The sequence below is a fragment of the Colwellia sp. D2M02 genome, from assembly GCF_018860755.1.
GTDB lineage: Bacteria > Pseudomonadota > Gammaproteobacteria > Enterobacterales > Alteromonadaceae > Colwellia > Colwellia asteriadis.
Genome location: NZ_JAHKPW010000070.1, coordinates 117,548 through 142,908 on the forward strand (window position 1 = coordinate 117,548; position 25,361 = coordinate 142,908).

At 36.3% G+C, this 25,361-nt stretch carries 15 protein-coding genes; 10 read left to right on the forward strand and 5 right to left on the reverse strand.

Annotated features, from left to right (window positions below; all coding sequences use genetic code 11):
- Positions 1-9: 9 nt before the first annotated feature.
- A complete protein-coding gene (locus tag KO495_RS12960; protein WP_215980831.1) occupies positions 10-783 on the reverse strand; it encodes a hypothetical protein in 774 nt (257 codons plus the stop codon).
- Between the two features lie 358 nt (positions 784-1,141).
- On the opposite strand from KO495_RS12960, the gene KO495_RS12965 reads away from it, so the two are divergent.
- The 4 genes from KO495_RS12965 (at position 1,142) to KO495_RS17570 (ending at position 5,945) form a co-directional block, all read left to right on the forward strand.
- Complete coding sequence (locus tag KO495_RS12965; RefSeq protein ID WP_215980832.1) at positions 1,142-2,398, forward strand: DNA cytosine methyltransferase; 1,257 nt, start codon at positions 1,142-1,144, stop codon at positions 2,396-2,398.
- Between the two features lie 4 nt (positions 2,399-2,402).
- On the forward strand, positions 2,403-4,400 hold the full coding sequence (locus tag KO495_RS12970; RefSeq protein WP_215980833.1) for an ATP-binding protein: 1,998 nt from the start codon (positions 2,403-2,405) through the stop codon (positions 4,398-4,400).
- Between the two features lie 4 nt (positions 4,401-4,404).
- A complete protein-coding gene (locus KO495_RS12975; RefSeq protein WP_215980834.1) occupies positions 4,405-5,577 on the forward strand; it encodes a hypothetical protein in 1,173 nt (390 codons plus the stop codon).
- A 221-nt stretch (positions 5,578-5,798) separates the two neighbouring features.
- Positions 5,799-5,945, forward strand: coding sequence for a DUF4062 domain-containing protein (locus tag KO495_RS17570; RefSeq protein WP_252738947.1), 147 nt, complete (start codon positions 5,799-5,801; stop codon positions 5,943-5,945).
- 534 nt (positions 5,946-6,479) lie between these two features.
- On the opposite strand, the gene KO495_RS12985 is transcribed toward KO495_RS17570, so the two are convergent.
- Positions 6,480-7,109 carry a LysE/ArgO family amino acid transporter gene (locus KO495_RS12985; protein ID WP_215980835.1) on the reverse strand — a complete coding sequence of 210 codons (630 nt, stop codon included), beginning with the start codon at positions 7,107-7,109 and terminating at the stop codon, positions 6,480-6,482.
- 162 nt (positions 7,110-7,271) lie between these two features.
- Here KO495_RS12985 and KO495_RS12990 point away from each other — a divergent pair, with 162 nt between their 5' ends.
- From KO495_RS12990 to metH, 4 genes are all read left to right on the forward strand, one after another.
- Entirely contained in the window at positions 7,272-8,168 is an 897-nt protein-coding gene (locus tag KO495_RS12990) for a LysR family transcriptional regulator ArgP (RefSeq protein WP_215980836.1), read from the forward strand.
- 270 nt (positions 8,169-8,438) lie between these two features.
- Entirely contained in the window at positions 8,439-9,488 is a 1,050-nt protein-coding gene (gene recA / locus KO495_RS12995) for a recombinase RecA (protein WP_215980837.1), read from the forward strand.
- 641 nt (positions 9,489-10,129) lie between these two features.
- Positions 10,130-11,080: a homoserine O-succinyltransferase gene (gene metA / locus KO495_RS13000; protein WP_215980838.1), complete on the forward strand. Its 951-nt coding sequence runs from the start codon at positions 10,130-10,132 to the stop codon at positions 11,078-11,080.
- Between the two features lie 93 nt (positions 11,081-11,173).
- Positions 11,174-14,866 (forward strand): methionine synthase, encoded by a 3,693-nt coding sequence (gene metH / locus KO495_RS13005; RefSeq protein WP_215980839.1) that lies wholly within the window; start codon positions 11,174-11,176, stop codon positions 14,864-14,866.
- Between the two features lie 160 nt (positions 14,867-15,026).
- Here metH and raiA read toward each other — a convergent pair whose 3' ends face one another.
- The gene (gene raiA, locus KO495_RS13010; protein WP_215980840.1) at positions 15,027-15,362 is read right to left on the reverse strand and encodes a ribosome-associated translation inhibitor RaiA; all 336 of its coding nucleotides are present in this window, start codon (positions 15,360-15,362) and stop codon (positions 15,027-15,029) included.
- Positions 15,363-15,628: 266 nt separating this feature from the next.
- On the opposite strand from raiA, the gene KO495_RS13015 reads away from it, so the two are divergent.
- On the forward strand, positions 15,629-18,790 hold the full coding sequence (locus KO495_RS13015; RefSeq protein WP_215980841.1) for an Ig-like domain-containing protein: 3,162 nt from the start codon (positions 15,629-15,631) through the stop codon (positions 18,788-18,790).
- A 154-nt stretch (positions 18,791-18,944) separates the two neighbouring features.
- On the opposite strand, the gene KO495_RS13020 is transcribed toward KO495_RS13015, so the two are convergent.
- Positions 18,945-21,227, reverse strand: a complete 2,283-nt coding sequence (locus KO495_RS13020) for a S9 family peptidase (protein WP_215980842.1) — start codon at positions 21,225-21,227, stop codon at positions 18,945-18,947.
- Positions 21,228-21,312: 85 nt separating this feature from the next.
- Positions 21,313-22,674, reverse strand: coding sequence for a DNA repair protein RadA (gene radA, locus KO495_RS13025; protein WP_215980843.1), 1,362 nt, complete (start codon positions 22,672-22,674; stop codon positions 21,313-21,315).
- Between the two features lie 184 nt (positions 22,675-22,858).
- Here radA and KO495_RS13030 point away from each other — a divergent pair, with 184 nt between their 5' ends.
- Positions 22,859-25,339 carry a PilZ domain-containing protein gene (locus KO495_RS13030; protein ID WP_215980844.1) on the forward strand — a complete coding sequence of 827 codons (2,481 nt, stop codon included), beginning with the start codon at positions 22,859-22,861 and terminating at the stop codon, positions 25,337-25,339.
- Positions 25,340-25,361 lie beyond the last annotated feature (22 nt).

Sequence of the window (25,361 nt, forward strand, 5' to 3'; positions counted from 1 at the left end):
AGTAAAATATTATTTACAGGCTTTTCGTTCGTAAGGAATATCTTTATTTATTGTGGGTACTAGAATCCTAGTTTCTCCCGGATCTAAAAAAAGTACTTTAGTATTTTTACGAATATCTTTACATCCGTGATTTGAATTAAAGTCAAAAGTTAAAGCAAAGTCTTTAGCTCTATCTTCGTATGTGTACGTGTTGATAAAATATAGGTATGCGTGAATTATGGCGAAAAAAGAGAAAAAAAATGTAGAAATCAAATAAGAAATTTTAAATTTATCGTTATTAAATGTTCGTTTAATTACTGTAAAGAAAAGTTTAAATTTATATACACGTTTTAATTTGACTTCTGCATTGTTATACCACTTTATAGACATCCAACAATAAAAAGCCAATACAGCAATTAAAGCCAAAAAGCACATTAATAAATCACTAAAAACAGAAGCGGCTACAGCGAAGCCTAAGTGGCTAGCATCCGTGTTGAATATAGTATTTAAAGTAGAAAAAGCTTTAGTCGTGGAATAAAATGTAAATAGTGAGATTAATAGAAATAAAAAAAATTTTCGATCTGTAGGTTCAATGAAATTCATTATTTTTGAATCTAGTCCTTGTAGCTTTATAGCTTCATATACAGAAAAACTTATTAGTAATATCGACAATGCGAGCAAAGGATATTGTATTGAAAGGTTATTAAAGCTGAAGCTGAACGTAACAAAAAATAAAACAGCGCTTAACGCAAATAATAAAAAATTTGCGGCCCAATATTTTTCTGTATTATTTATATTTTTCAAATGTATATTCCTTCTGTTAGATGTACCTAGTAAATTAATGGCGATTCAGATTCATGTAAATCATGGTTTTTATTTAAATCTATAAGATTTGCTACATTCATATTTTTACCTTTTAAGTTTGGTTGATGTGTATATGAGAGCATAACCTTTATATAACAAGCAATTAGATATCTAGTATACTTTTGGATTTTGTACTTTATTAACAAAATACTTTTAAAGAAAGTTGATACTCTGGCAAGAGATATATTGATATGTTTTACTTCATTAAAATAGGTCTCAAATATACCTGGTGTATTGACTCAATTTTGGTATTATGATTACAACAATAAATACATATGTTTAGGTCGTTTTTTCCAAAATGCTTTCTGAGAATTCAAATAAAATAGCAGGTACTTACATTGACCTTTTTTCTGGGTGCGGTGGCTTTTCTCTTGGTCTGGGTAATGCAGGCTGGCAAGGTATTTTTGCTGTAGAAAAAGACTCTATGGCATTTGAAACATTCAAGCATAATTTGATAGACGGTAAATATGGCCATTTCAATTGGCCTGAATGGCTTCCTAAAAAAGAAACAACTATTCAAACATTACTAAAAGACCACAAAGAACAGCTAACTGGGTTAAAAGGTAAAGTCGACTTAATTGCTGGTGGCCCACCTTGCCAGGGCTTTTCTTTAGCCGGAAGACGAAACGCTAAAGATCCCCGCAACAAGCTGTCTAATGAATACGCTAAAATGGTTAAAATTATTAGTCCTAAGTATCTCGTTTTAGAAAATGTTAGAGGCTTTAACGCCATTTTTAAAGATTCGGAAGGTAACAAAGCTATAAAACCCTATGCAATGGTACTAAAGGGAAGACTTGAAAGGTTAGGATATAAGGTTTTTACTAACTATGTTCACAGTGAAGAGTATGGTGTGCCACAAAAACGCACTCGATTTATCATGATCGGTATTCGTAAAGATATATATCAAAAAACAATCTCTCCTTTTGAATTACTTGAATCCATTAGGCCTGACTTTTTAAAGAATAAAAAACTCCCTTTAACTCCTATTGGTGTAAAAATGGCGATTAATGATTTAGAAATAACTAATTCTCAACTAGTCCATCATTCAGGCTCTGAAAAAAGTGGATTTAAAAAAATTGACTATATACCACCTACCAAACTCAATGCTTATCAAAAAGCGATGCGAAAAGGGCTAAATGGTACAAAACCAAACGGTTTGAGAATTGCTCGCCACAAGGCAACCACTATTGAAAAATTCAAATATATTCAAGAAATATGTCGACCTGGATTAGGTTTAACGGCTGAACAAAAAGAGTTAATCGGCACAAAAAAACAAGTGATAAGTGTATTAGATCCTGACCAACCTTCAAGAACATTAACGACATTACCTGATGATTTATTGCATTATTCAGAGCCCAGAATATTGACTGTACGTGAAAATGCTCGGATTCAGTCATTCCCGGATGACTTTAATTTCCAAGGCAAGTACACAACAGGGGGCATGAGAAGAACGCAAGAATGCCCTAGGTATACTCAAGTGGGTAATGCAGTACCACCATTTTTAGGTGAGATTTTGGGCCAAATGCTCCATAAAATAAATAACATAACTGAGTAATAAAATGGATTTAAAAGCAGAGATAGACTTAGAGCAACGACTCATAACAAATATATCCAATGGTGAAGTTGAAGAAACTAAACTTGAAACTGACGATAAGGTACTTGCTAGAGTAACAGATGGTATTTATCGCTTGCCCGGGTCTGCTCTAAGGGAATTAATTTCAAATGCATACGATGCGGATGCGGATAATGTGTATGTAGAAACTGATGCACCTAGATTTGAAACCATGTCAATAAGGGATGATGGCAATGGAATGTCGATCAGTACTCTAGTTAATATGTTGAGACATATCGGTGGAAGCGCGAAGCGAACTGATAAAGGTAAAGAACTGAAAGTTACTGATGACTTGGATAATTCATTAAGTTTAAATAAAAAACGAAAACTAATTGGGAAAATTGGTATAGGTCTCTTCAGTGTTGCTCAATTAACTAGGGACTTTGAAATAGTTACGAAACAAGCTGGAAGCGATTTCTATTTAAGGGCTAAAGTCCAGCTATTTAATTTCTCAGACGAGGCTGTAAACTCTGACGCTAAAGAAAACAGTGAACGTGGTAAAAGTTTTCAAACTGGCAGTGTAAAGATTTGGAAAGAATCTACAGATAACATTTCTGCTCATGGCACTGACATTTTACTTTTCAATATAAAGCAAAGCGCAAAAGAACAATTAAAAAGTGTTGATGTTTGGGGGCAAACCGAAAATGAAACTGTAGCTGAAAATGTTTCAGACGAAAATAGCTTTATGGATTCATCGAAAGCTATGTTACCCCAATTTCATATTGGATATTTAACTAATAAAGAAGGCATTCAAGAATATGATGATGAATATACAAGTTCACCTTCTCTTCCTTGGGAGCCCGAAGACAAACCTGATGATAAGTTCTTAAAGCTCTACGATGCAATTTTGGATAAAACAAAAAATGCAGTAAGTCCTAAATTGAATTTTATATTAGATAATTATCTCAATATGATTTGGACCTTAGGACTGTCAATTCCGTTAGATTATATTGAGAAACATCCTTTTAGCCTAAATAATAATGACTTGGCAGATGTTTATGTTTTGAGTAATCAAAAAAAAGGACAGGTTAAAAGTTTATCTGACATTTCGAAAACGGATAAACCTTTTGGGGAAACACTAGGATTTACCTCTCAAGATATACAATTGGATTTTAATGTCTGTGTTGATGGTATCAAACTATTCAGACCCTTGAAATATACTAACCTCCCAGAATCTAAGGCACAGGTAAAAAAACCCATATTATTTTTGGGTAAATACAAGCCCAACTTAACTGCAATTGATATTAAAGAAAGCGGGGGAGAATTAGAGTTTGAGGCATATTGCTTATGGGCACCAAAAGTTAGCCCTAAGGACCACAATGGCAGTTTAATTAGAATACATAACGCGTCCGGCATTTTGTTTGATGAAACATTTATGAAGCATCAGGTAGCAGAACATACTATTAAAAGTCAGTTAACGGTAGAAATTTTTGTATTAAAAGGATTGGATTCAGCTCTAAATATTGACCGGGAATCGTTCAATATTGCCCACCCTCATTATCAAATTGTAATGCGTTGGTTACATAGCGCAATTAGACAAGTTGTAAATAAATATAAATTAATCAAGAAGGACTTAAGATCTCAATCGCTCGAAGCTGAAAATGATAATTTTACAAAAAAAATAAATGAAATAGTGTCATCCTCCATGACGTCGAATTCAAAAGATCCCTTAGAGCGCTCAAGACTAGTTGTACTGGATGATGATGGAGAAGGTACTGCTATTGATGGTAGTTCTCATGTCGAAAGCTATGTCGTATCAAAGAAAAGCTTTGATGAAGTAATTCCTAGTAGAACTCAAAGCTCTCCTAAAAATAAAAAATTAGTAAAAAAGTCGGAGGCAATTCTTCAAGTACTTGATGGTTATGGATTACTAGAGAGTTTGACTGTTAACTCACAAGAAGAGTTATTACTTGATATTGTTAGAATTTTAAGTTTGGAGGATTAATATTATGCTTGATATTTTTTCCTCTGAAGATGATGTTTTTGATTTAGCAGAAGTTACGGGCAAAGTAGATAAGATTGCTGATAACCAATTTAAACCATGGCATAAACCTAGAAAGCAATTTATTCGTGAAGAGCAATGGCTTAATCCTTTAAAACGTATAGCAACTAGTAGTAAATACAACACAATTAGCACCATAAATTATTTTGGTCTGCCTGGTGGTGATCTACTAGATGTTACTTACATTAGCCAAAAATTATTGGAACATAAGAAATTAAAGAATAAATTATTCCAAGTTCACGGTTTCATCAATAGTGAACTTGAGTTTAAGAAAGCACAATCAGGATTATCTCAATTACTTGATTATGATAATGTTTCCGAAAAATCTAAAGTAGAGCGATTTGAGTTTGAAGAACTGAGTACAGAAAACTCCGAGGCATGGAAAAGAATAAGAAGTGTTGGTCATTATCATTTCATCAACCTAGACTTCTGTGATTGCGCATTAAATGAAAGAACACTGCCGTCAATTTATAGGTTACTAGATTATCAAGCGAAGAGGATACATGGTGTACCTTGGCTACTTTGTATTACAACTCGATTAAATAAATCAGGTATTACTTCCTCAATACTTGAAAAATTTGACACCATATTACAAGAAATGAAATCAAATCAGGATATAGTAAAGGTAATTGAAAGTGCTTTCAGTGATTCACTGTTAGCTGTAGAAAGATTGAGTGACTTAGATGAGACTCATAAAACTTTATTGAATGAGTTGCTCCAAGTTTGTTTGATTTTATGGTTGGTTAATGAAGCAATTAGTAAAGGTTGTACTATTGAATTAAAAAGCAGCTTCAAATATTCTGTGAATCTACACGAAAGAGAGCATGATATGCATTCATTTGTATTCTCGATTGAAAAAGAAGATGTCGTTGCCCCAGATATTTTAGGTCTAATCACCAAAAATAATGACGATGCGCTTACGGAAGATAAAATAAGAAAACTTAAAGTAGAGGCTTTAGAAAAGTTGGGGCTAAGCCTTGATGTTGATACGCATTTGGAAGGTAATCAAAATTTGTTAAACCGATTTGCTGACAATATGATGGATCTTTTAGGTAAGTGTGGTTATGACGTGACTGATTATAAACAAGTTATGAGTGATAATTATGGGTATGTTTTTTAGATTATTTTTAATAAAATACTTTGAAAACCTTAAGCTTTAACTACATAAAATATCGTAATCAAATAATCTATTTTATCTCTAATGAATAGTATGAATGATAAGGAATTTAGCAGGAATGGATAGAAAACCAATATTGATGGTGTTTTATACGGTTTATGGGCACGCAGAAGACTTGGACGTCTATTTTCACTCTCTTAACCTTCTATGGCTATGAGGTTTGGATGTCTCACAAGGGGACTATTCCTGTTTTTTCAAATAACTCAGCATTTAAAAACTGCTTAGAAGCCGTTAACAAATGTGATTTATTTCTTGGCATCATTACACCTGAATATGGAACAGGCATTGCACAAGATGAGCTTTCCATATAGATGATGACAGATTTGGTGGCAGGTTCTTGATAAATCAATTGATATATAATTAATTTATTGATATTTAATATTATTTATTTTTATTGTGTGAACAGAACCAGAATATTGATTGCTCCTATAACTTATAGAGTCAATGTATCCATCTTCCTTTTTACTTTAGTTAATCTACTAATTAGTAAACACCTATTACTTTCAAAGTTAATTACTATTTTTAAATGTGTAGGTCTAAGTGTGGTTTTTTCTTTATATTGTTGTATCTTATTGATTTTCAATATTTATACACCTGCGCATCATTGGTGTGTGGTGATCTAAGTTCGCTACAGGGGTTTTTACATTGGCATTCATGTTGATAAAAGAGCTCTTATGGTAAGTGATAAATAATCACAAAAGACGGCATAGGTTATGCGGTATATCGTTGTGGGTAGAATAACAAAACAAACAAAAAACCTCTATTGGTAAAATAGAGGTTTTAAAAATCGAGCCGTTTAATTGTCGTCTGTTGCGTTAGAGACAATCGCTAATTTAGACTTGTTACTAACTTGCCGCTCTAATTAACCATGCACTGTAAAGTGACCAAGCAATTACCCACATAACCAACGCGATGGCGATATCGATAACACGTTTCACTTTCGGTCTACCTAAGTATGAAGAAAGTTTCGCAGCGCCAGTCGCTAAACATGAAAACCACACCACTGACCCTAAAATAGCACCAATTAAGAAATATACTTTGGCATCACCTGTGTATTGTCCACCAACACTGCCAATAACCATTACTGTATCTATATAAGCGTGAGGGTTTAAAAAAGTTACCGCTAAACTGGTAACAATAACCAATTTTACCGATTTTTTATTAACAATATAATCGTCAGTGGCACCTGTTTGTTTTATGGCTGACTTCATTGAAAGTAAGCCATAACCAGTTAAAAATAAAATGCCGCCCCAAGTAAGTAAAGTAAACAGCGTGTCGCTACTCGATAGAATTAAACTGCCACCTAATACACCTATTGAAATAAGTATTGCATCATAAAGCATAAATAATGCTGCCGTAGTTTTATGATGATTTTTACTGATCCCTTGGGTTAACAGCATTGAATTTTGGGTGCCAATAGGTGCAATCATGCTTAAAGTTAAGGTAAAACCTTTTGCTAATATTAATAAACTCATAACGGTGATCTCAGTAGCCTAATGGCTAACTTTAGTAACGGGATAAATAATGTTGGCTAGTGTGCAGTAAAGTTTGTTATAAATATAATTAATGATTTTTATACTACATAAGTTTTTCTTATGTAATTTGTGACTTAAATTCGAGTTAAAGGTAAATGAGTAATGAGCAGTTTTGATTATAAATTATTAGCAGCACTTACCGATGTTATTGAACTGCAAAGCTTTGAATTGGCGGCTAAAAAACTATTTGTTTCACAGTCAGCCATTTCTCAGCGCATTAAAAGTTTAGAAGAATATATTGGTCAACCGGTACTCATTCGTAGCCAACCTATTGAACTGACCGCAGCAGGAGAACAGTTAGTTAATCACTTTAAAAAAGTTAAGCAACTTGAAAATGAACTAGCACCAGTATTATCGCCCGACAAGCCTTTAAAGCCGTTAAAAGTATCGTTAGCAGTTAATGCCGACAGTATTGCCACTTGGTTTATTCAAGCGATTACACCGGTACTAAAAAATAACCGAGTTGAATTAAACTTAATGATTGAGCATGAAGAGCGAACATTAGACAAATTACGCACGGGTGAGGCGATTGGTGCGGTAAGTGTTATAGAAAAGCCACTAAAAGGCTATCGCTCATTTCGGCTCGGAAAAATGGAATATTGCTTGGTCGCTAATAAGCACTTTAAGAATAAGTATTTTAAAAAAGGCGTAAATACAGAGTCATTAAAAATGGCTCCAGCAATTAGCTATGATCACAAAGATGACATGCATGTACGCTTTATTGCGAAACACTTTAAGCTAGCAGCAAGTGAGTATTATTGTCATAGCGTTAGATCATCTGAAGCATTTGTTGAGTTAGCCAAACAAGGAGTTGCTTATTGTTTGTTACCTAAATTGCAAATTGCGAACGAACTTGCCAGCGGTGAGCTGATTAATTTATTACCTGACAATGAGTTGATAGAAACCTTATATTGGCATAGTTGGGTTTTAGTAAAAGGCATTAATAAAAGTATTTCCCAGCAAATAGTCAAAGTTGGTCAGCAACAATTGGCTAGTTAACCCACCTTAAAACCCACTTGAAAATCAGTACTGATTATTACTGATTAGTACTGTGTGTTTTTTAAAAAACCGCATTAGTAACTTTTTTTAATAAAAATAAAAAAAGTTATCGACCCCCTTAAACTCCTTAAATTTCAACTAATTAAAAGTGTCGATTATTTTAAAAAAGCTAAGCAATAAAAAAAAATTATAAAAAACTTGATACTGTACGCACTTACAGTATACTGAGCGCATTAAAACGAAATAACACAACTGCTCACGGAGTAATTTATGAAAGACGATAAAGAAAAAGCACTATCTGCTGCCTTAAGCCAAATAGAACGTCAATTTGGTAAAGGTTCAATCATGAAGCTTGGTGATAACCATACCATGGACGTAGAAACTATTTCTACAGGATCATTAGGGTTAGACATTGCTTTAGGTGCTGGCGGTTTACCATTAGGTCGTGTCGTTGAAATTTATGGTCCTGAATCAAGTGGTAAAACTACCTTAACACTTGAAGTTATCGCCGAAGCACAACGTAATGGCAAAGTATGTGCGTTTATTGATGCCGAGCATGCACTTGATCCTATTTACGCTGAAAAATTAGGTGTAAATATTAGTGATTTACTCGTATCGCAACCTGATACTGGTGAGCAAGCGTTAGAAATTTGTGACATGTTAAGTCGTTCAGGCGCGGTTGATATTATTGTAGTTGACTCTGTGGCTGCATTAACGCCAAAAGCAGAAATTGAAGGCGATATGGGTGACTCACATATGGGCTTACAAGCACGTATGTTATCGCAAGCAATGCGTAAATTAACGGCGAACTTGAAAAAGTCTAACACTATGTTGATTTTCATTAACCAAATTCGTATGAAAATTGGTGTCATGTTTGGTAACCCTGAAACCACTACTGGTGGTAACGCATTAAAATTCTATGCTTCAGTACGTTTAGATATTCGTCGTATTGGTGCGGTTAAGAATGGTGACGAAATAGTCGGTAATGAAACGCGTGTTAAAGTGGTTAAAAACAAAATCGCTCCACCATTTAAGCAAGCTGAATTTCAAATTCTTTACGGTCAAGGTATTAACAGTCTTGGTGAGTTAATTGAATTAGGCGTTAAAAACGGCTTTGTTGAAAAAGCGGGTGCCTGGTATAGCTGTAATGGCGAACGTATTGGCCAAGGTAAAGCTAATGCCGCTAAATATTTAGAAGAGCATCCTGAAATGGCTAAGGATGTTGATACTAAATTGCGCGATATGTTTTTATCGAAAGCGTTACCTGTAGTAGAAAGCCCTGAAGTGACAGAGCAAGAAGAAGACTTTTTAGCTGAGTAGTTAATAATTGTAGGCTTAATAGCCTCATAGCACTAAACCAGTCACATCATATCTTAATAACGCAGCTTTAGACGTAAAGCTGCGTTTTTTATTGCTAGCCTTATATTAATTGCACAACCTCATTTTACTAATCATATACTATTAATCATTTAGTCGTCTGTTCTCACTTCCTCATTACTCAGTTTTACCTAGGTTATATTGACTTAGACGTTTAAGCTGCCGCAGACGCCATCTTTAATTTAATTATAAGTTAACCTGAGAACGGCTTAATGCTTAATAAATGCTTCTCTAGCCGTTATTTTTCCTAACTTCTTCGTTAAATTTATTGGCAATAGGCCAGCTATTGATGCAAATTTACTTTGTTTATCATATGAAAAGAAGAAAAACTATCAAACCGATACTCAGTGAAGTAATTTGTTGATTATATTTCAATCTGTTAAGGGGTTTTTAACCAAATTCAGGTTAAGTTAGTGAATACAGTGATGGTTGTTTGCTTTATACAGTTTTATATTACGATAGTGTTAGCGGTTATAGACGTCTATACGTTTAGATGTTGACATAGCTAGCAATCTAAGTAACATTGCATTATGTCGTCATTGTGTACTTTAGTTAGTGCTGTTTTATCTTAAATAGGTGTCCTTATGCCCATTAAAATACCCGATCAATTACCTGCATTATCTGTACTCGCGAATGAAAATATTTTCGTGATGTCAGAAAACCGTGCTGCGAGCCAAGAAATTAGACCTATGCAGGTGGCTATTTTAAATTTAATGCCTAATAAAATTGAAACTGAAGTACAAATACTACGAATGCTGGCTAATACGCCACTGCAAATAAACGTTGAGTTTGTTCGTATTCACGCAAACGAATCTAAAAATACGCCAAAAGAGCATTTAGAGAACTTTTACTATTTGTTCGATGATATTAAGCATAAACAATACGATGGCTTAATTATTACCGGCGCGCCATTAGCATTAATGGATTATAGTAAAGTGACCTTTTGGGACAAAATATGCGAAGTTTTTGACTGGGCTGAAAAAAATGTCACTTCAACCATGTTTTCTTGTTGGGCAGCACATGCCGCTTTATATCACCATTACGGTTTGAACCGTCATTTACGACAACAAAAATTGTCAGGGGTTTATCAGCATTACCCTTTGGTACCAACCGAAGAGTTAACCCGAGGTTTTGATGAGAGCTTTAATGTGCCACACTCACGTTATGGTTATATTGATGAAACCGATTATCAAAAAATTGATGATTTAACTATTTTGGCGCAGTCTGATGAAGCTGGCGTTTACTTAGTTGCAAGTAAAGATAAACGACAAGTGTATTTAACCGGTCACCCAGAATACGACACAGTAACTTTACATGAAGAATACCTTCGAGATTGTAAGAAAAGTAACTCAACGGAATTACCAGTAAATTACTATCAAGACAATAATGTTAACAACAAACCGATGAGTTCATGGCGAAGCCATGGTTGTTTATTATTTACTAATTGGCTTAATTATTATGTTTATCAGATAACGCCATATCAGCTAGATGCTGATAATATGAGTGCTACTTGGAAAAATAAAACAGCAGAGTAAAAGTAGCTCAGTAGCATAAACTAAATAAAGCGGTCAATAAGCTATGCTTGACACGCTATTCAGAATTAAGAACACGATTACTTTGGATTAGATATGAAAAACCATCCCTCATTTGCATTATTTGAAGAGCAATTAGCTAATAACATCCTTATTCTTGATGGTGCTATGGGCACTATGATCCAAGCGTACAAGTTTGAAGAGCAGGATTTTCGCGCAGAGCGTTTTGCTGATTGGCATACCGATGTAAAAGGCAATAACGATATGTTAGTGCTAACACAACCTGAGGTGATTAAAGCAATCCATCTTGAGTATTTAGAAGCCGGTGCCGATATTCTTGAAACCAATACGTTTAATGCAACCACTATTGCCATGGCTGATTATGACATGGAAGAGTACAGTGCTGAAATTAACCGTGTTGCAGCACAAATAGCGCGTGAAGCAGCAGACGAATACAATAAGAAAACGCCAGATCGTCCGCGCTTTGTGGCAGGCGTTTTAGGTCCAACAAACCGCACTTGTTCAATATCTCCTGATGTAAATGATCCTGCGTTTCGTAACGTTACCTTTGATGAATTAAAAGATGCTTATATCGAGTCTACCTTAGCGTTAATTGAAGGCGGCAGTGACATTATTCTAATCGAAACAATTTTCGATACCCTGAATGCTAAAGCAGCAATTTTTGCCGTAGAAACAGTGTTTGACCAACTTGGTCAGCGTTTACCTGTAATGATTTCAGGTACTATTACCGATGCCTCAGGTCGTACCTTATCAGGACAAACAACCGAAGCATTTTATAATTCTTTACGCCATGCTAAGCCAGTATCATTTGGCTTAAACTGTGCGTTAGGCCCAGTTGAACTTCGTCAATACGTTGCTGAATTAAGCCGTATTTGTGATGTTGCTGTTTCTGCTCACCCTAATGCAGGTTTGCCTAATGCTTTTGGTGAGTACGACTTTACTGTAGAAGACATGAACACCCATGTCGTCGAGTGGTCTCAATCAGGTTTTTTAAATATTATTGGTGGCTGTTGTGGTACAACGCCTGCTCATATTCGAGGTATGGCTGAAAGTGTTGCTAATGTTAAACCGCGTACAATTAAGCCACGAGAAATTGCTTGTCGTTTGTCGGGGTTAGAAGCATTAACCATTCAAGAAGATAGTTTGTTTGTTAACGTAGGCGAGCGTACCAACGTAACAGGCTCTGCTATGTTCAAGCGTTTAATCGTTGAAGAAAATTATGAGCAAGCAATTGCTGTTGCACTACAGCAAGTAGAAAACGGCGCACAAATTATTGATATTAATATGGATGAGGGCATGCTCGATTCAAAAACCGCGATGGTGCGCTTTTTGAACTTAATTGCTGGCGAACCAGATATCGCTAAAGTGCCAATTATGATCGACTCTTCTAAATGGGACATTATTGAAGCGGGTTTAAAGTGCATTCAAGGTAAGGGCATCGTTAACTCAATTAGCTTAAAAGAAGGGGAAGAAAACTTCCGTCAACAAGCTGAGTTATTGCGTCGCTACGGTGCGGCGGTTATTGTGATGGCGTTTGATGAAGAAGGCCAAGCCGATACGCGCGAACGTAAATATGAAATTTGTCATCGTGCTTATCACATTTTGGTAGACGAAATAGGTTACCCAGCAGAAGATATTATTTTTGATCCTAATATTTTTGCTGTCGCCACTGGTATTGAAGAGCATAATAATTACGCGGTAGATTTTATTGAAGCCGTTGACGACATTAAGAAAAACTTACCGCATGCGATGATTTCTGGTGGCGTTTCTAACGTTTCGTTCTCGTTTAGAGGTAACAACCCTGTGCGTGAAGCTATTCACGCAGTGTTTTTATACTACGCCATTAAAAATGGTATGGACATGGGTATTGTAAACGCAGGCCAATTAGCCATTTATTCAGACTTGCCTGAGAAACTAAAACAAGCCGTAGAAGATGTTATTCAAAACAGTGATGACGGCGCCACCGAACGTTTACTAGATATTGCTCAAGAATACCATGGTCAAGCGGGTGGCCAAGTTGCTAAAGCTGATTTAGCTTGGCGTGAGCTACCAATTAGTGAACGCCTCGCTCATGCCTTAGTTAAAGGTATTAATGAATTTATTATTGAAGATACTGAAGAAGCCCGCTTAGCCGCCGAAAAACCTCTCGATGTTATTGAAGGACCGTTAATGGACGGTATGAATGTTGTTGGTGATTTATTTGGTGCGGGTGAAATGTTTTTACCACAAGTGGTAAAATCAGCACGTGTTATGAAACAAGCGGTTGCTCATTTAAATCCTTTTATTGAAGCGGCTAAAACCGAAGCAAGCAGTAACGGTAAAGTATTATTAGCAACGGTAAAAGGTGACGTACACGATATTGGTAAAAACATTGTTGGGGTTGTTTTACAGTGTAATAACTATGACATTATTGATCTTGGCGTTATGGTTTCTTGTGAAGAAATTTTACGAGTTGCCAAAGAAGAAAACGTCGACATTATCGGTTTATCAGGTTTAATTACACCGTCATTGGATGAAATGGTACATGTTGCTAAAGAGATGAAGCGTACTGGACTTAAATTACCTTTATTAATTGGCGGTGCAACAACATCTAAAGCGCATACTGCAGTTAAAATTGAACCACAATACGACGAGCCTGTTGTTTATGTTTCTAACGCTTCGCGCGCGGTTTCTGTTGTTAGTAACTTATTATCAAAAGAACATAAAGCGGCATTTTTTGAAAGTACTAAAGAAGAGTACGTGCGTGTTCGTGAACGCCATTATAAAAAAGGTCCTCGCTCTAGTTTAATTAGCCTTGAAGATGCTCGAGCTAACGCGACAAAAATTAATTTTGACGATTACACCCCGAAAAAACCGAATAAACTCGGTGTTACTGTGCTTGATGATATTGATTTAAATGAGGTAAGAAAATATATCGATTGGACGCCATTTTTCATGACATGGCAACTATCAGGTAAATATCCACTTATTTTAAAGCACGAAGTAATTGGCACTGAAGCAACTAACTTATTTAATGACGCTAATGCGATGCTTGACGATGTTATTAACAATAAGAAAATTTGTGCAAGAGCTGTTTTCGGGTTATTCCCAGCAAACAGTGTGCAAGATGATATTGAGCTTTACACCGATGAAAGCCGTAGTGAAAAGTTAATGCGTCTACATCAGTTACGTCAACAAAGTAAAAAACCAGCAGGGCAGTTTAACCGTTGTCTTTCTGATTATATTGCACCCGTTGATTCGAATATTGAAGACTATATTGGGGCGTTTGCGGTCTCAGCAGGTTTTGGTGTTGAAGAGTTAGTGAAGGTTTATGATGCAGATCACGATGCTTACAACTCTATTTTATTGAAAGCGGTTGCTGACCGATTAGCTGAAGCGAGCGCTGAATATTTGCATGAAAAAATCCGTAAGGAATACTGGGGCTTTGCACCCGATGAAGACTTAGATAACGATGCGTTAATTCGCGAAAGCTACCAAGGAATTCGTCCTGCACCTGGTTATCCTGCTTGTCCTGAGCACACCGAAAAAGGTTTATTGTGGGAGTTACTCAATGTAAAAGAAAACATTGATATGGACCTTACTTCAAGCTATGCAATGTGGCCAGGTGCTGCGGTGAGTGGTTGGTATTTCTCTCACCCAGAGTCAAAATACTTTGCGGTAGCGAAACTAGCAAAAGATCAGGTGTTAGATTACGCTGCGCGTAAAGGGATGACAATAGAGCAAGCCGAGCGTTGGTTATCTGCCAACCTCGATTACGAGCCAGAATAACCACAAGCTCGCTCGAGTTATTCTATTAAATAAACTTAAAAGGCTTCATTATAGTAAATAATGAAGCCTTTTTTGTGAGCTATAAGCTTATAAAACAATGCGATTATGAAAGCTGAGCAGGTATTTTATGCTCCTGAATTTAATCGCTATTAGTTAATACTTAACTTGACTGATATAAGTCTGTTTGCGGTACAACAAACTTATCATGGAATTTGGCTGATAAAACACCTTTACGACGAGCAAGGGCTACTTGGAGTTTTTTAGCAACTTTAGCGATAGCTACATACAACTGCTTATCGGACGCGTTAACGGTAACTTGTTCTCCTTCATACAGGGTTGTTACTTCAAGTTTTTGCTGATGCGGCTCAACGGTAATGGTTGAATTTAGCGTCATTATTGACGGATAATGCTTAGAGATTTTTGCAAACTTATTCTCGATAGACTGCTTGATACCTTCAGTGATTTCAACGTGGTGTCCAGAAATTTTAATTTTCATAGTCGTACCTCTTTAATTATCTTTCACTTGTTTTTAACTCTGTTTACATCTTCATATTCCTCCTTCATTCATAAAAATGCAACAATAAAATGTTAGTTAATTGCAATTAAATGTAACCACTTTTTTAAAAAAAATGGGTAAATAAAGGAGGGGTAAAAGTAAGTGATTATTCAACTCGCCACTATCATTTAATGTTAAATATACAGAAAACATGATAAATTGATTCGTTGATTGTTTAATACGCGACTAATTTTTAAAGGATTAAAATGAAAACTGGAAACTACGGACCTATATCTTTATTTATGCAATTTTTGTTATTCATTTATTGCACTTCTGCTGCGGCAGGTAATCCATTAACGCTTAGTCATAATCAAACTGATTTACCTAAAGTAAAGCTAATTAAGCAGTGGGCTGAAGAGGGCGTCAATATTGGCGACTCTGGTTTTTATACTGCTGATTTAGACGGGGATGGCATAAAAGAAGTCATTTATGGTAGCTCTTCAAATAGTGGCTCCCTTAACACAAAAATTTCAATACTAAGGGAAGCCCGCCGTAATGAAAGTGGATCTCCGGATAAGTATGAAATTACTGAACAGCTGCAATTGCCAGAAAATAAAGAGTTTTTTAGTATTAATGGCTTTTATGATGAAGTCACTGATAATCATTATTTAGTGGTTGTTTCAGCGTTAAGTGAAGTACATGTTTTTAACTTAACGGCACAGTTATACTTAACAAAAATTGACAATGTAACGGCAGAATATATCGATTTTTCGGATATTAATAATGATAAACAGACTGACTTATTACTGATATCTGAACAAGCACTAATCAGTGTTGACGTTAGTACTTGGCAAGTTAGAAAAAATTACGAGTTTCCAGCAGAAAAACTCATAGATAACAACTTTATGGCATTCCAGTTTGGCCATTTTTTAGATAAAAACTATATTGATATTGCTTTTACTAGCGGTAATGTTTATCGAGATAAAGAAGGGGAAGCTGAGCAAGTTTGGACAATTGAAAAATCAGCAAGTTATAACGTCGCTCACGATGTTAATAATGACGGCTTAGATGAACTTGTTGGCAGAAAATGCACTTTAGATGTTCTAAATAGAGTTTATATATTACCTGAAGGTAAAAGTGATATAGATAGTATCTGTGATGATAAGAGGTATAAGCTTACATCTTTGATTGACCCTGCAACGGGGAGTTTAATTCAATTTCATAAAGAGCAAGACTTAGTAGAACCAAGGTCAGGAACTGTCATCGGTACAAACACCATCACATGGCAAGAAAAAGCATATGCAGGTCCTAAATATATACAGCAAGGCTCTGCACACTCAACTCGTTACAGTTTATCTAATTATGCTGTTGATGATATTGATAATGATGGTTTGTTTGAGGTTATAGCAATATCAAATGAGTATAACTTAACTCGAGATGAAACCATGATGATTACAGGAACCAGTTGGTTAGGTGCCACTTGGCTTTTACATCGTAATTTTTATGGTTCTGATAGTAAAGCGAGTAAAAGTTATGCATTAGGTATTCTTGAAGATACTGGTGATGTTGAATTATTAGAAAGTAGTTTTCAAAAATACTATATTCAATCTCTGCAATATTCTCACTGGGTAGACTATGCCGATCCCATTTTATCTCGTTTTAATACTGAGAGTTTAATAACAACGTGGATACCTAATTCCACGAAATATGATTACTTAGAGATAGCTGACACCACTGGAAATGGTGATAATAATCTAATCTGCTCATATAGCTACGGAAAACAAATTTCTAAAAGTATGTCTATTTGCTTTAAAGAAGTGAACTCTTGGACCGGAGTTCATTCTTGGAGTGATGTTGGTTTTAACATTGATGATATCCACATTGTAGACATAGATGGTGATGCTATAAACGATATTGTTGTACTTAGCCAAGACGCTTATTCATCACAAGATTATCGTATCAGCATTAAACAAGCTGGCAGTCAAATAAAGTACCAAACAGAAATAAAGGGGAGCGATGTTGTAGGTACATTGAACACTTTACATGCTTTGGATTTTAACAATGATGGTATGAAGGAAGTGGTACTGAGTGACCATGATAACTTGTTCATTTATTGGCTAGAGGAGAGTCGAATAGAAAAGTTTACTTTTGTAGGCTTTGGTAATTACAGCTCTACAATTCTGAATGCACAGACTAAGCTATTAAGTACTAATGCTAAAGGTGAATTAGTATCGTTTAACCAGAATATAGAGCCGTCAAAAATAACACAAATATGTGATAGTTTTGCGACGCACCTTTCTGTAAATGATAACAATCAACTCTATTATATTTGTGACAATCAACTTGGTGTTTTTGACTTAGAAACCAATACCCTTTTGCATGAACAGTTACTTGTTGATAGCCCAAACCGTGTTCAAATCCTACATACAGATACACTCTCTTATTTACTTACCTTTACTGGTAACAAACGAGCGCTTTACAAAGTTGACTTAAACGGCTCTGAAATAATGAGTCTTGATGACCTAAAGTTAACTACGAAAAGCGCTACAGTTGTTGAAGGCGAGTTAATTAGCACGGGTAATGTCGAGCTACATGGTGTTTACGTTCATTCAGCTCCTCAATTTGGTAAAGTAAATTTTACCAATAGATCTAAAGGTATGTTTACTTACACACCACTGACTGGTTTTGCTGGTGTCGATGAGTTTACTGTGGCGACTATAAATCATCAGGGTAAGTCAGTTCAGGCTAACGTATCTATTACAGTGACAAATAACCCACCCACAATAGCTAGCAAAAACTTCTCAACTCATTGGAATAAAGAAATAATAGGTCAATTATCTGCTGAGGATATTGATAATGATACTCTTGAATTCAGCATTATTTCACAACCGAGTACAGGTACTGTTCGCTTTATTGATGCTGCGAGTGGCCAGTTTGAGTATAAACCTGAATTAACTGAATTAGGCGCCGTTACTTTTACAGTAAAAGTAAATGATGGTATAGATGATTCACAGCCTGCGACGATCACTATTGCGCACACTAATACACTACCCTCGATTCAAGCTTTTAAGAAAACTGTACTATATAACGATATTGTTACAGAGCAGCTACTAGCATCGGATGTTGATAACGACGTGTTAACTTTTCAATTAGTCGAAGGTGCAAACATAGGCAATATTCAACTTAATTCAGCTACAGGTGTATTAACTTATGTTCCTTCTGATGCTGGAGACTATCAAGAAAATATAGGCGTTCGAGTCTATGATGGCTTAGATTACTCAGAAGAGGTGATAATACAAATAATAGTACAGGGTAAAGTACAGCTTCCAGAAGATAAAAAATCAAGTGGCGGTACTATGTCGATCTTTATATGGTTATTGTTCATTCGTTGGGTTTATGACTTAAGAGTCAAAGGTTATAAAGCTTAAATTCTATAGCGCCTTGAGTTAATTGAATTATGCATAAATAGCTAATAAAAAGGGAAAATAACAGTGTTATTTTCCCTTTTTACTAAACGTGATTAATCATCATTTACTCGGATTTAATTCGAGCTAATATCGATAGAGCTACAATAAATACATCTTATTGTTTAAAATGCCTACCAAAGAAATCCATGATAGTCGTATTTAAATGTAGCTTCACTTTTTTACCGCGCATGCTGTGTTTACTGCCAGGGTAAGTCATTAATTCAAATATTTTATTCTCATCTTGCATTGCTTTGATTAATTTTGTGGTGTTGGTAAATAGCACATTATCATCAGCCATTCCATGATAAACCATTAGTGGGCCATTTAAACCTGAAATGTAAGGGAATACGCTGCTTTGCTCATAGCCTTGAGCGTTCACTTGAGGGTGGTTTAAATAGCGTTCAGTGTAATGAGTGTCATATAACAGCCAATCGGTAACAGGTGCGCCGCTAACGCCTGCTTTAAAGTAATCGCCAGCTTTAAACATGGTCATTAATGCCATATAACCACCGTATGAGTGACCATAAATACCAATACGTTCTTTATCTACGTACGGTAGAGTATGTAAAAATTTAACACCGGTAATTTGGTCGTTAACTTCAATATCACCTAACTTTTCATAAATAGGAAACTCAAAGGCAGTACCACGATAGTTTGAACCACGGTTATCAAGTTGGTACACAATGTAGCCTTGTTGCACCATGTATTGAATCATATCTGCGCCTTGCCATTTATTAGTAACGCGCTGAGCATGTGGACCGCCGTACACTTTAACAATTACTGGGTATTTGGTACCCGGTTGCATGTTCTTTGGTTTGTAAAGTTTATAAAATAAAGTTGCTTGCCCGTCATCTGATTTCAATGAGCCGAATTCAGGCATAACAATGTCGTTGTAGTAAGGTGCTACAGGGTGGTTGTTAGTCACTTTGTTTTCAGCTAGCCAAGTAATGTGCTTACCATTTTTCTCGTGTAAACTGACTTGCGTTGGTGTTTCTATGTTCGAGAAGCTATCAATAAAGTTGCCACCTTTTGCAGCAAAGCTAATGCTGTGAAAACCATTACGTTTTGTTAAACGCTGTACTTGCTCTGGTGATTTGCCAGCAAGTGGTACTTTATATAAATGACGCTCTAATGGGGTGTCTGCTCGACCAGTGAAATAAATCCAGCCATTCTTTTCGTCAACATATTTTAATGAATCAACAACCCAAGAACCTTTAGTAAGTTGTGCAATAAGCTTACCGTTAAGGTCAAAATGGTATAAGTGTTTGAAGCCATCGCGCTCTGATGCCCAAATAAAAGATTTGTTATCTTTTAAAAAATATAAGTCTTTATGTAGGTTTAACCAATGCGTTGACTGTTCGGTTAATAAGGTTTTTTGCTTACGCTTTTTAAGGTTGTAGGTCTTTAAAATCAGTTCTTTTTGATCTCTACTTTGCCACTGATAAGATAAGTTTTCGCTATCGGCTAACCATTTTACTCTAGGGATATAAATATCCTTGTTGTCACCAGTGTCAATAAAGCGTGTTTTTTTACCTTTAATATCAGTAACTGCAAGCTGAATATGCACATTATTAGTGCCAGTGGCAGGGTAACGTTGTTCAATTAATTCAATGTTCTCAGCGTAGATTTCGTTGCGAATAACGGTTTGTACCGGTGATTCATCAACACGTAAAAAAGCGAGGTGTTTTTCATCAGGTGACCACCAATAGCCCGTCATTCGTCCCATTTCTTCTTGGGCAACAAACTCGCTCATGCCATTTTTGATAACGCCACCGCCATCTTTGGTGAGTTGACGTTCATTATTCGAACTTATATGGCGGACATAAAGGTTTTGCTCTCGAATGTAAGAAACATAATTTCCTTTTGGAGAGAATTTTACATCGGTTTCAAAGCCTTCAGTTTGCGTTAAACGTTTCGAGGTTTTAGTGGCAATGTGATAATAATAGATGTCACCATTTAGTGGAAATAGCAAGGCAGTGCCATCTGCCGAAAACTGATATTCCATAATACCAAAGCCATACATTCGTTGGCGTTCACGACGTGCTTTCTCTTCGTCAGATAAGGTTTCAGTACCACTAAAAAGGGCTTGTGAGTCAACCAACAGCTTGTTTTCTTTGCTCGCTAAATTGTACTCCCATAAGTCGTAACGGTGTAAATCATCGGCTTTACCTTGTAAATAGGTCACGCGATTACCATCAGGTGAGAATTTTAATGACTTGGGTGTTTGCCCGTTTAATGAAGGCGCGCTGAAAATTCTTTCTATAGTTAATTTTTTTTCGCTTTCAGCAGTAATGCTGGCTGATGTTGCTAACTCATTAGATTCAGCAGCATAGGCACTTAATGGTAATATTAAAGAGCAAGTTAGAGTGAGTAGTGCTTTTTTTACAGTAAATTTCATAAATAGATTTCAGTTTTTAAATGTTTGATGAATATTGTTATTTTGCAAATAGCTGCTTAGTATTTTAGCTCGGGAGCCGTTATAGTTAAATCACTTCAAGGGCATCACTTAGCTTTCTTACGCCAATAACTTCCATATCAGGAATGGGTTGCTTTGGCATATTATTAAAAGGCACTATAGCACGCTTGAAGCCATGTTTAGCGGCCTCATTAATACGTTCTTGTCCACTTGGAACTGGGCGTATTTCACCCGAAAGACCCACTTCGCCAAAAATAACTAAGTCTTGCGGCAGTTCAGTGTTTTTAAAGCTTGATACTAATGCCAAAATTAAGGCTAAATCAATACTTGTTTCGGTCACTTTAACGCCACCGACAACATTGACAAAAACATCTTGGTCGTTTAGTTGCAAACCACCATGTCGATGTAATATTGCGAGTAACATTGACAACCTGTTTTGATCAGCGCCTACGGCAACACGTCTTGGATTACCTAATGCGGAATGATCAACCAGCGCCTGAATCTCAATTAATAATGGCCGCGTTCCTTCCCATAATACCATAACGACACTGCCGGGTGTTTGCTCATCACTTCTGCTGAGAAAAATAGCTGACGGGTTTTTAACTTCTTTTAAACCGGCCCCAGTCATGGCAAATACACCTAGCTCATTGACAGCACCAAAACGGTTTTTATTACCACGTAAAGTACGGTAACGAGAGTCGGCGGTACCTTCAAGCATAATAGAACAATCAATACAGTGTTCTAGTACTTTAGGGCCAGCCAGTGAACCATCTTTGGTTACATGGCCAACCAGTAACATCGCTACGTGATGCTGCTTAGCAAAACGGGTTAAATACGCGGCGCTTTCTCGAACTTGTGAGACACTCCCCGGCGCTGATTGAATATCACTCATGTGCATTACTTGAATTGAGTCAATAACCATAATGCGCGGCTTTTCTTTTGCGGCGATATTACAAATATTTTCGACGCTAGTTTCAGATAACATTTGCAATTTATTGGTAGGTAGCCCTAAGCGTTTTGCTCGCATAGCTACCTGCTGCAATGATTCTTCACCGGTAACATACAGTGCTGGCATTTGCTCAGCTAAAGTACACATGGTTTGTAATAATAAGGTACTTTTACCTGCGCCAGGCTCTCCACCAATTAAAATGGCACTGCCAGGTACAATACCGCCGCCAAGTACGCGATCAAACTCGCTAAAAGCAGAGCTAAAACGAGGTAAGTCAGTTAAATCTATTGAATCTAAGGTTTGTACTTTGGCTTCTGTAGCACCCGCAAAACCGGCAAAGTTACCGCCGCGAGCTGGCGCTTTAGCTTGTCTAAACTCTGAAATGGTATTCCAAGCTTTGCAGTCGGTACATTGCCCCAACCAGCGAGCGTATTCTGAGCCGCAATCAGTACAAACATAAGCTGTTTTTGTTTTAGCCATGTTAATCCTTTATTTTCTTTTATTATGCGAAGTAGCTGGTGTAATATTTGCTTAGTTAATAATCGTTATATTTTTGACGATTATTAATGACTTATTGACAGTAAATTATAATGATTTTACTGTCATTGTCTAAGTTAAATAGTTGTGTCTATCTCCGTAGTTAAAATAATTAATAAGAATTTCTATGAATAAAGATTTTTCCAAGCACCAATCGCTTATCGATGCTTTTCGAGGCCTTGCTAATAAAGCTAATTTTGATACTAAATTTGCAGCTGCCGCAGGACACATCCCCAAAACCGAAAAGTTTCTGCTAAAAATGGAATTAAAGCGCTTGGGCAGCCCCTGTACCCGAGGTATAGATTTGCGTGGTTTGGTTGATGGAGAATGTCAGCTATTTGACTATCAAGGGCAAAGCCATTTTCTAGATGATATTGCTATTCGAGTATTTGAAGAACATGCTGAAATTTATGGCGGTTATACCTTTGGCGTTTATGAGGCGGTAAAAAACACCGAGAATAATTTTCGCAATATTTACCAAGCAGAACAATGGAGTGCTGATAATGCGCTTGCGCAAACACAAGTGCCTTCGCCAACCAATGTTATTGATAAAACACAATATCCTGCCAGCTTATATTACTTTGATAATTACCCTAATAGGGCTGAAGAGCGGATGAACTTCGCTATTGCGATTGAAATTACGCTAAACAATAAACGTGTTATAGAAGCTACTAGTGTAGATATTAGTGTCACAGGCCTAAAAATTAAGTTAATTAACCAAGCCCCGATGTCAAACGGTGATGTAGTAAATGTTTTTTTTATCGGCTTTGAGCAAGATTTTCAATTTACTAAAGACAGTGTTTTTAGTTATCAAGTTCAGAATGTTTTTCACGATAAAGCTATGCAACTTGTTGGGCTAAAGCGTATAGATGAAGATGAAAATAGTTTCTCTCGTTTTTTACAGGGCTATATTCAAGGGCATAAACGCCGATATAAAGTGAATTTAGATAATACTATTAACGCATTACAGGCGAGAATATTTGAGCAATTCACGTTATTAAAAATTAATGAATTACCAGTATTCATGACCAAGGATAATAAATCTTTCTTACCTCGTTATGCATTAACTACCGTTAATAATCAAGATTGTTACCATTATTGGCGTGATGAGAAAAAAAATTCCACCTTAAATTTTTTAATTACTGAAGAGCGCTTTTCGCGCATGCAAACAGCTCAAGAGCAAGGGCGTAATTTACTTGTTTTTAGCTTTGTTCATATACACCAAGGAGCAAAATTCTTTTATTCGATGGATGATCAGCAAAGAATGAGTGATGAAGACTTCTTTGTGAAATTTGTTGCTTTTGCTGCGTCGAAAGCTTCTTTTGCTATTACCGCTTTAAGCTATCGTGAGGTTACCTCTAACCAAGGCTACTCTCCTTATACCACGGCAAATATTGAAACTAAGCAGCAAAGTTACCTTAATTTACCATTAACACCCGAGGTGGAAGAAAAAATTGCCCAACTGCCTTTAGTTGTTTCAGCGTTAGATTTAACGAGTGAAGCGCGTGTTGACGAATATAAACAGTTATCTTATGAGGGGATTGACCTCGCTAAATTAAAGTTGTTTGGACATAAACGTTTAACTAGCGCGATAACCGTAGATGAAATAGCTATTAACTATGGTAAACAACGTCAAGAGTTGCGTTTTAAATATAAAACCCCAGCAATTATAGAATGTCAGTCTGTTAAGTGGTCTGGTGTTTCTGCCGACTTTTCAATGTCGGGTTTGAAGATTGAACTTGATGCGCCCGCAATGCTATCGGCGGGCGACATAGTGTCACTAAGCTTCCCCGATTTACAAAAGATTACGTCGGCATTTGACCTTAATGCACTCCCTTATAAAGTGGTGCGTATTAATAAAGAAAAAACCACGGTGAACTTACGTGTATTAGTAAAAGAACATCAACATATTGGACGCTCTTTCTTTAAACTATTGATTGAGAAAAATAAGCATAAACTCACCCCAGATGAATATGCAATGCTTACTCCCGGTTTGTCATCAGCGTTAAGAACCCTGTATGCAGTTAATTTATCGATACCATGCGCTATGGTACAAACCAGCGGTAGCCGCTATAAAGTAGAAGCACTCGTTTTAGGTAAATATGCACATCAAAATGCCCCGAAAAGTGAACAAAACTTATTAAGTAGCATGCTGGAGCTAAGTGACCAAGCTAATCGTTATAACCTTTATCCCTTGCTTAGTAACTTGCAAATAATGAACTTGTTAGATCAAAAGCTAAAGAAGATACTGCCGGGAGATAAGTCAGTTAATGAGTTGGCTTATATTACTATTAACCCTAACGTGGAGCAGGTTGATAAAGCGGTATCTGTTAGGTTAGCTAGTGAGTTTGAAACACCTGAATTAAAGCGATTTTTCATCAAGAAAGCGTTAATGCGTGGTCAATTTTATGCCTTAGAAGTCAGGCTGTCTCGTAGTATGGAGCCACAAATAGAGCATTTACATGCTGAGCTTAGCTATATAAGCGCATACGCTATACATAGAGGAAAACAGCTAGAGCAAGAGATATTTAGTGTGGCAGGCTTAGTGCAGCTGTGTGATATGACTCAAGAAACTTTGTTAAGAAATCAATTATTGGCGATAGCTTAATGCATAAAGCTATTGTGGTTGA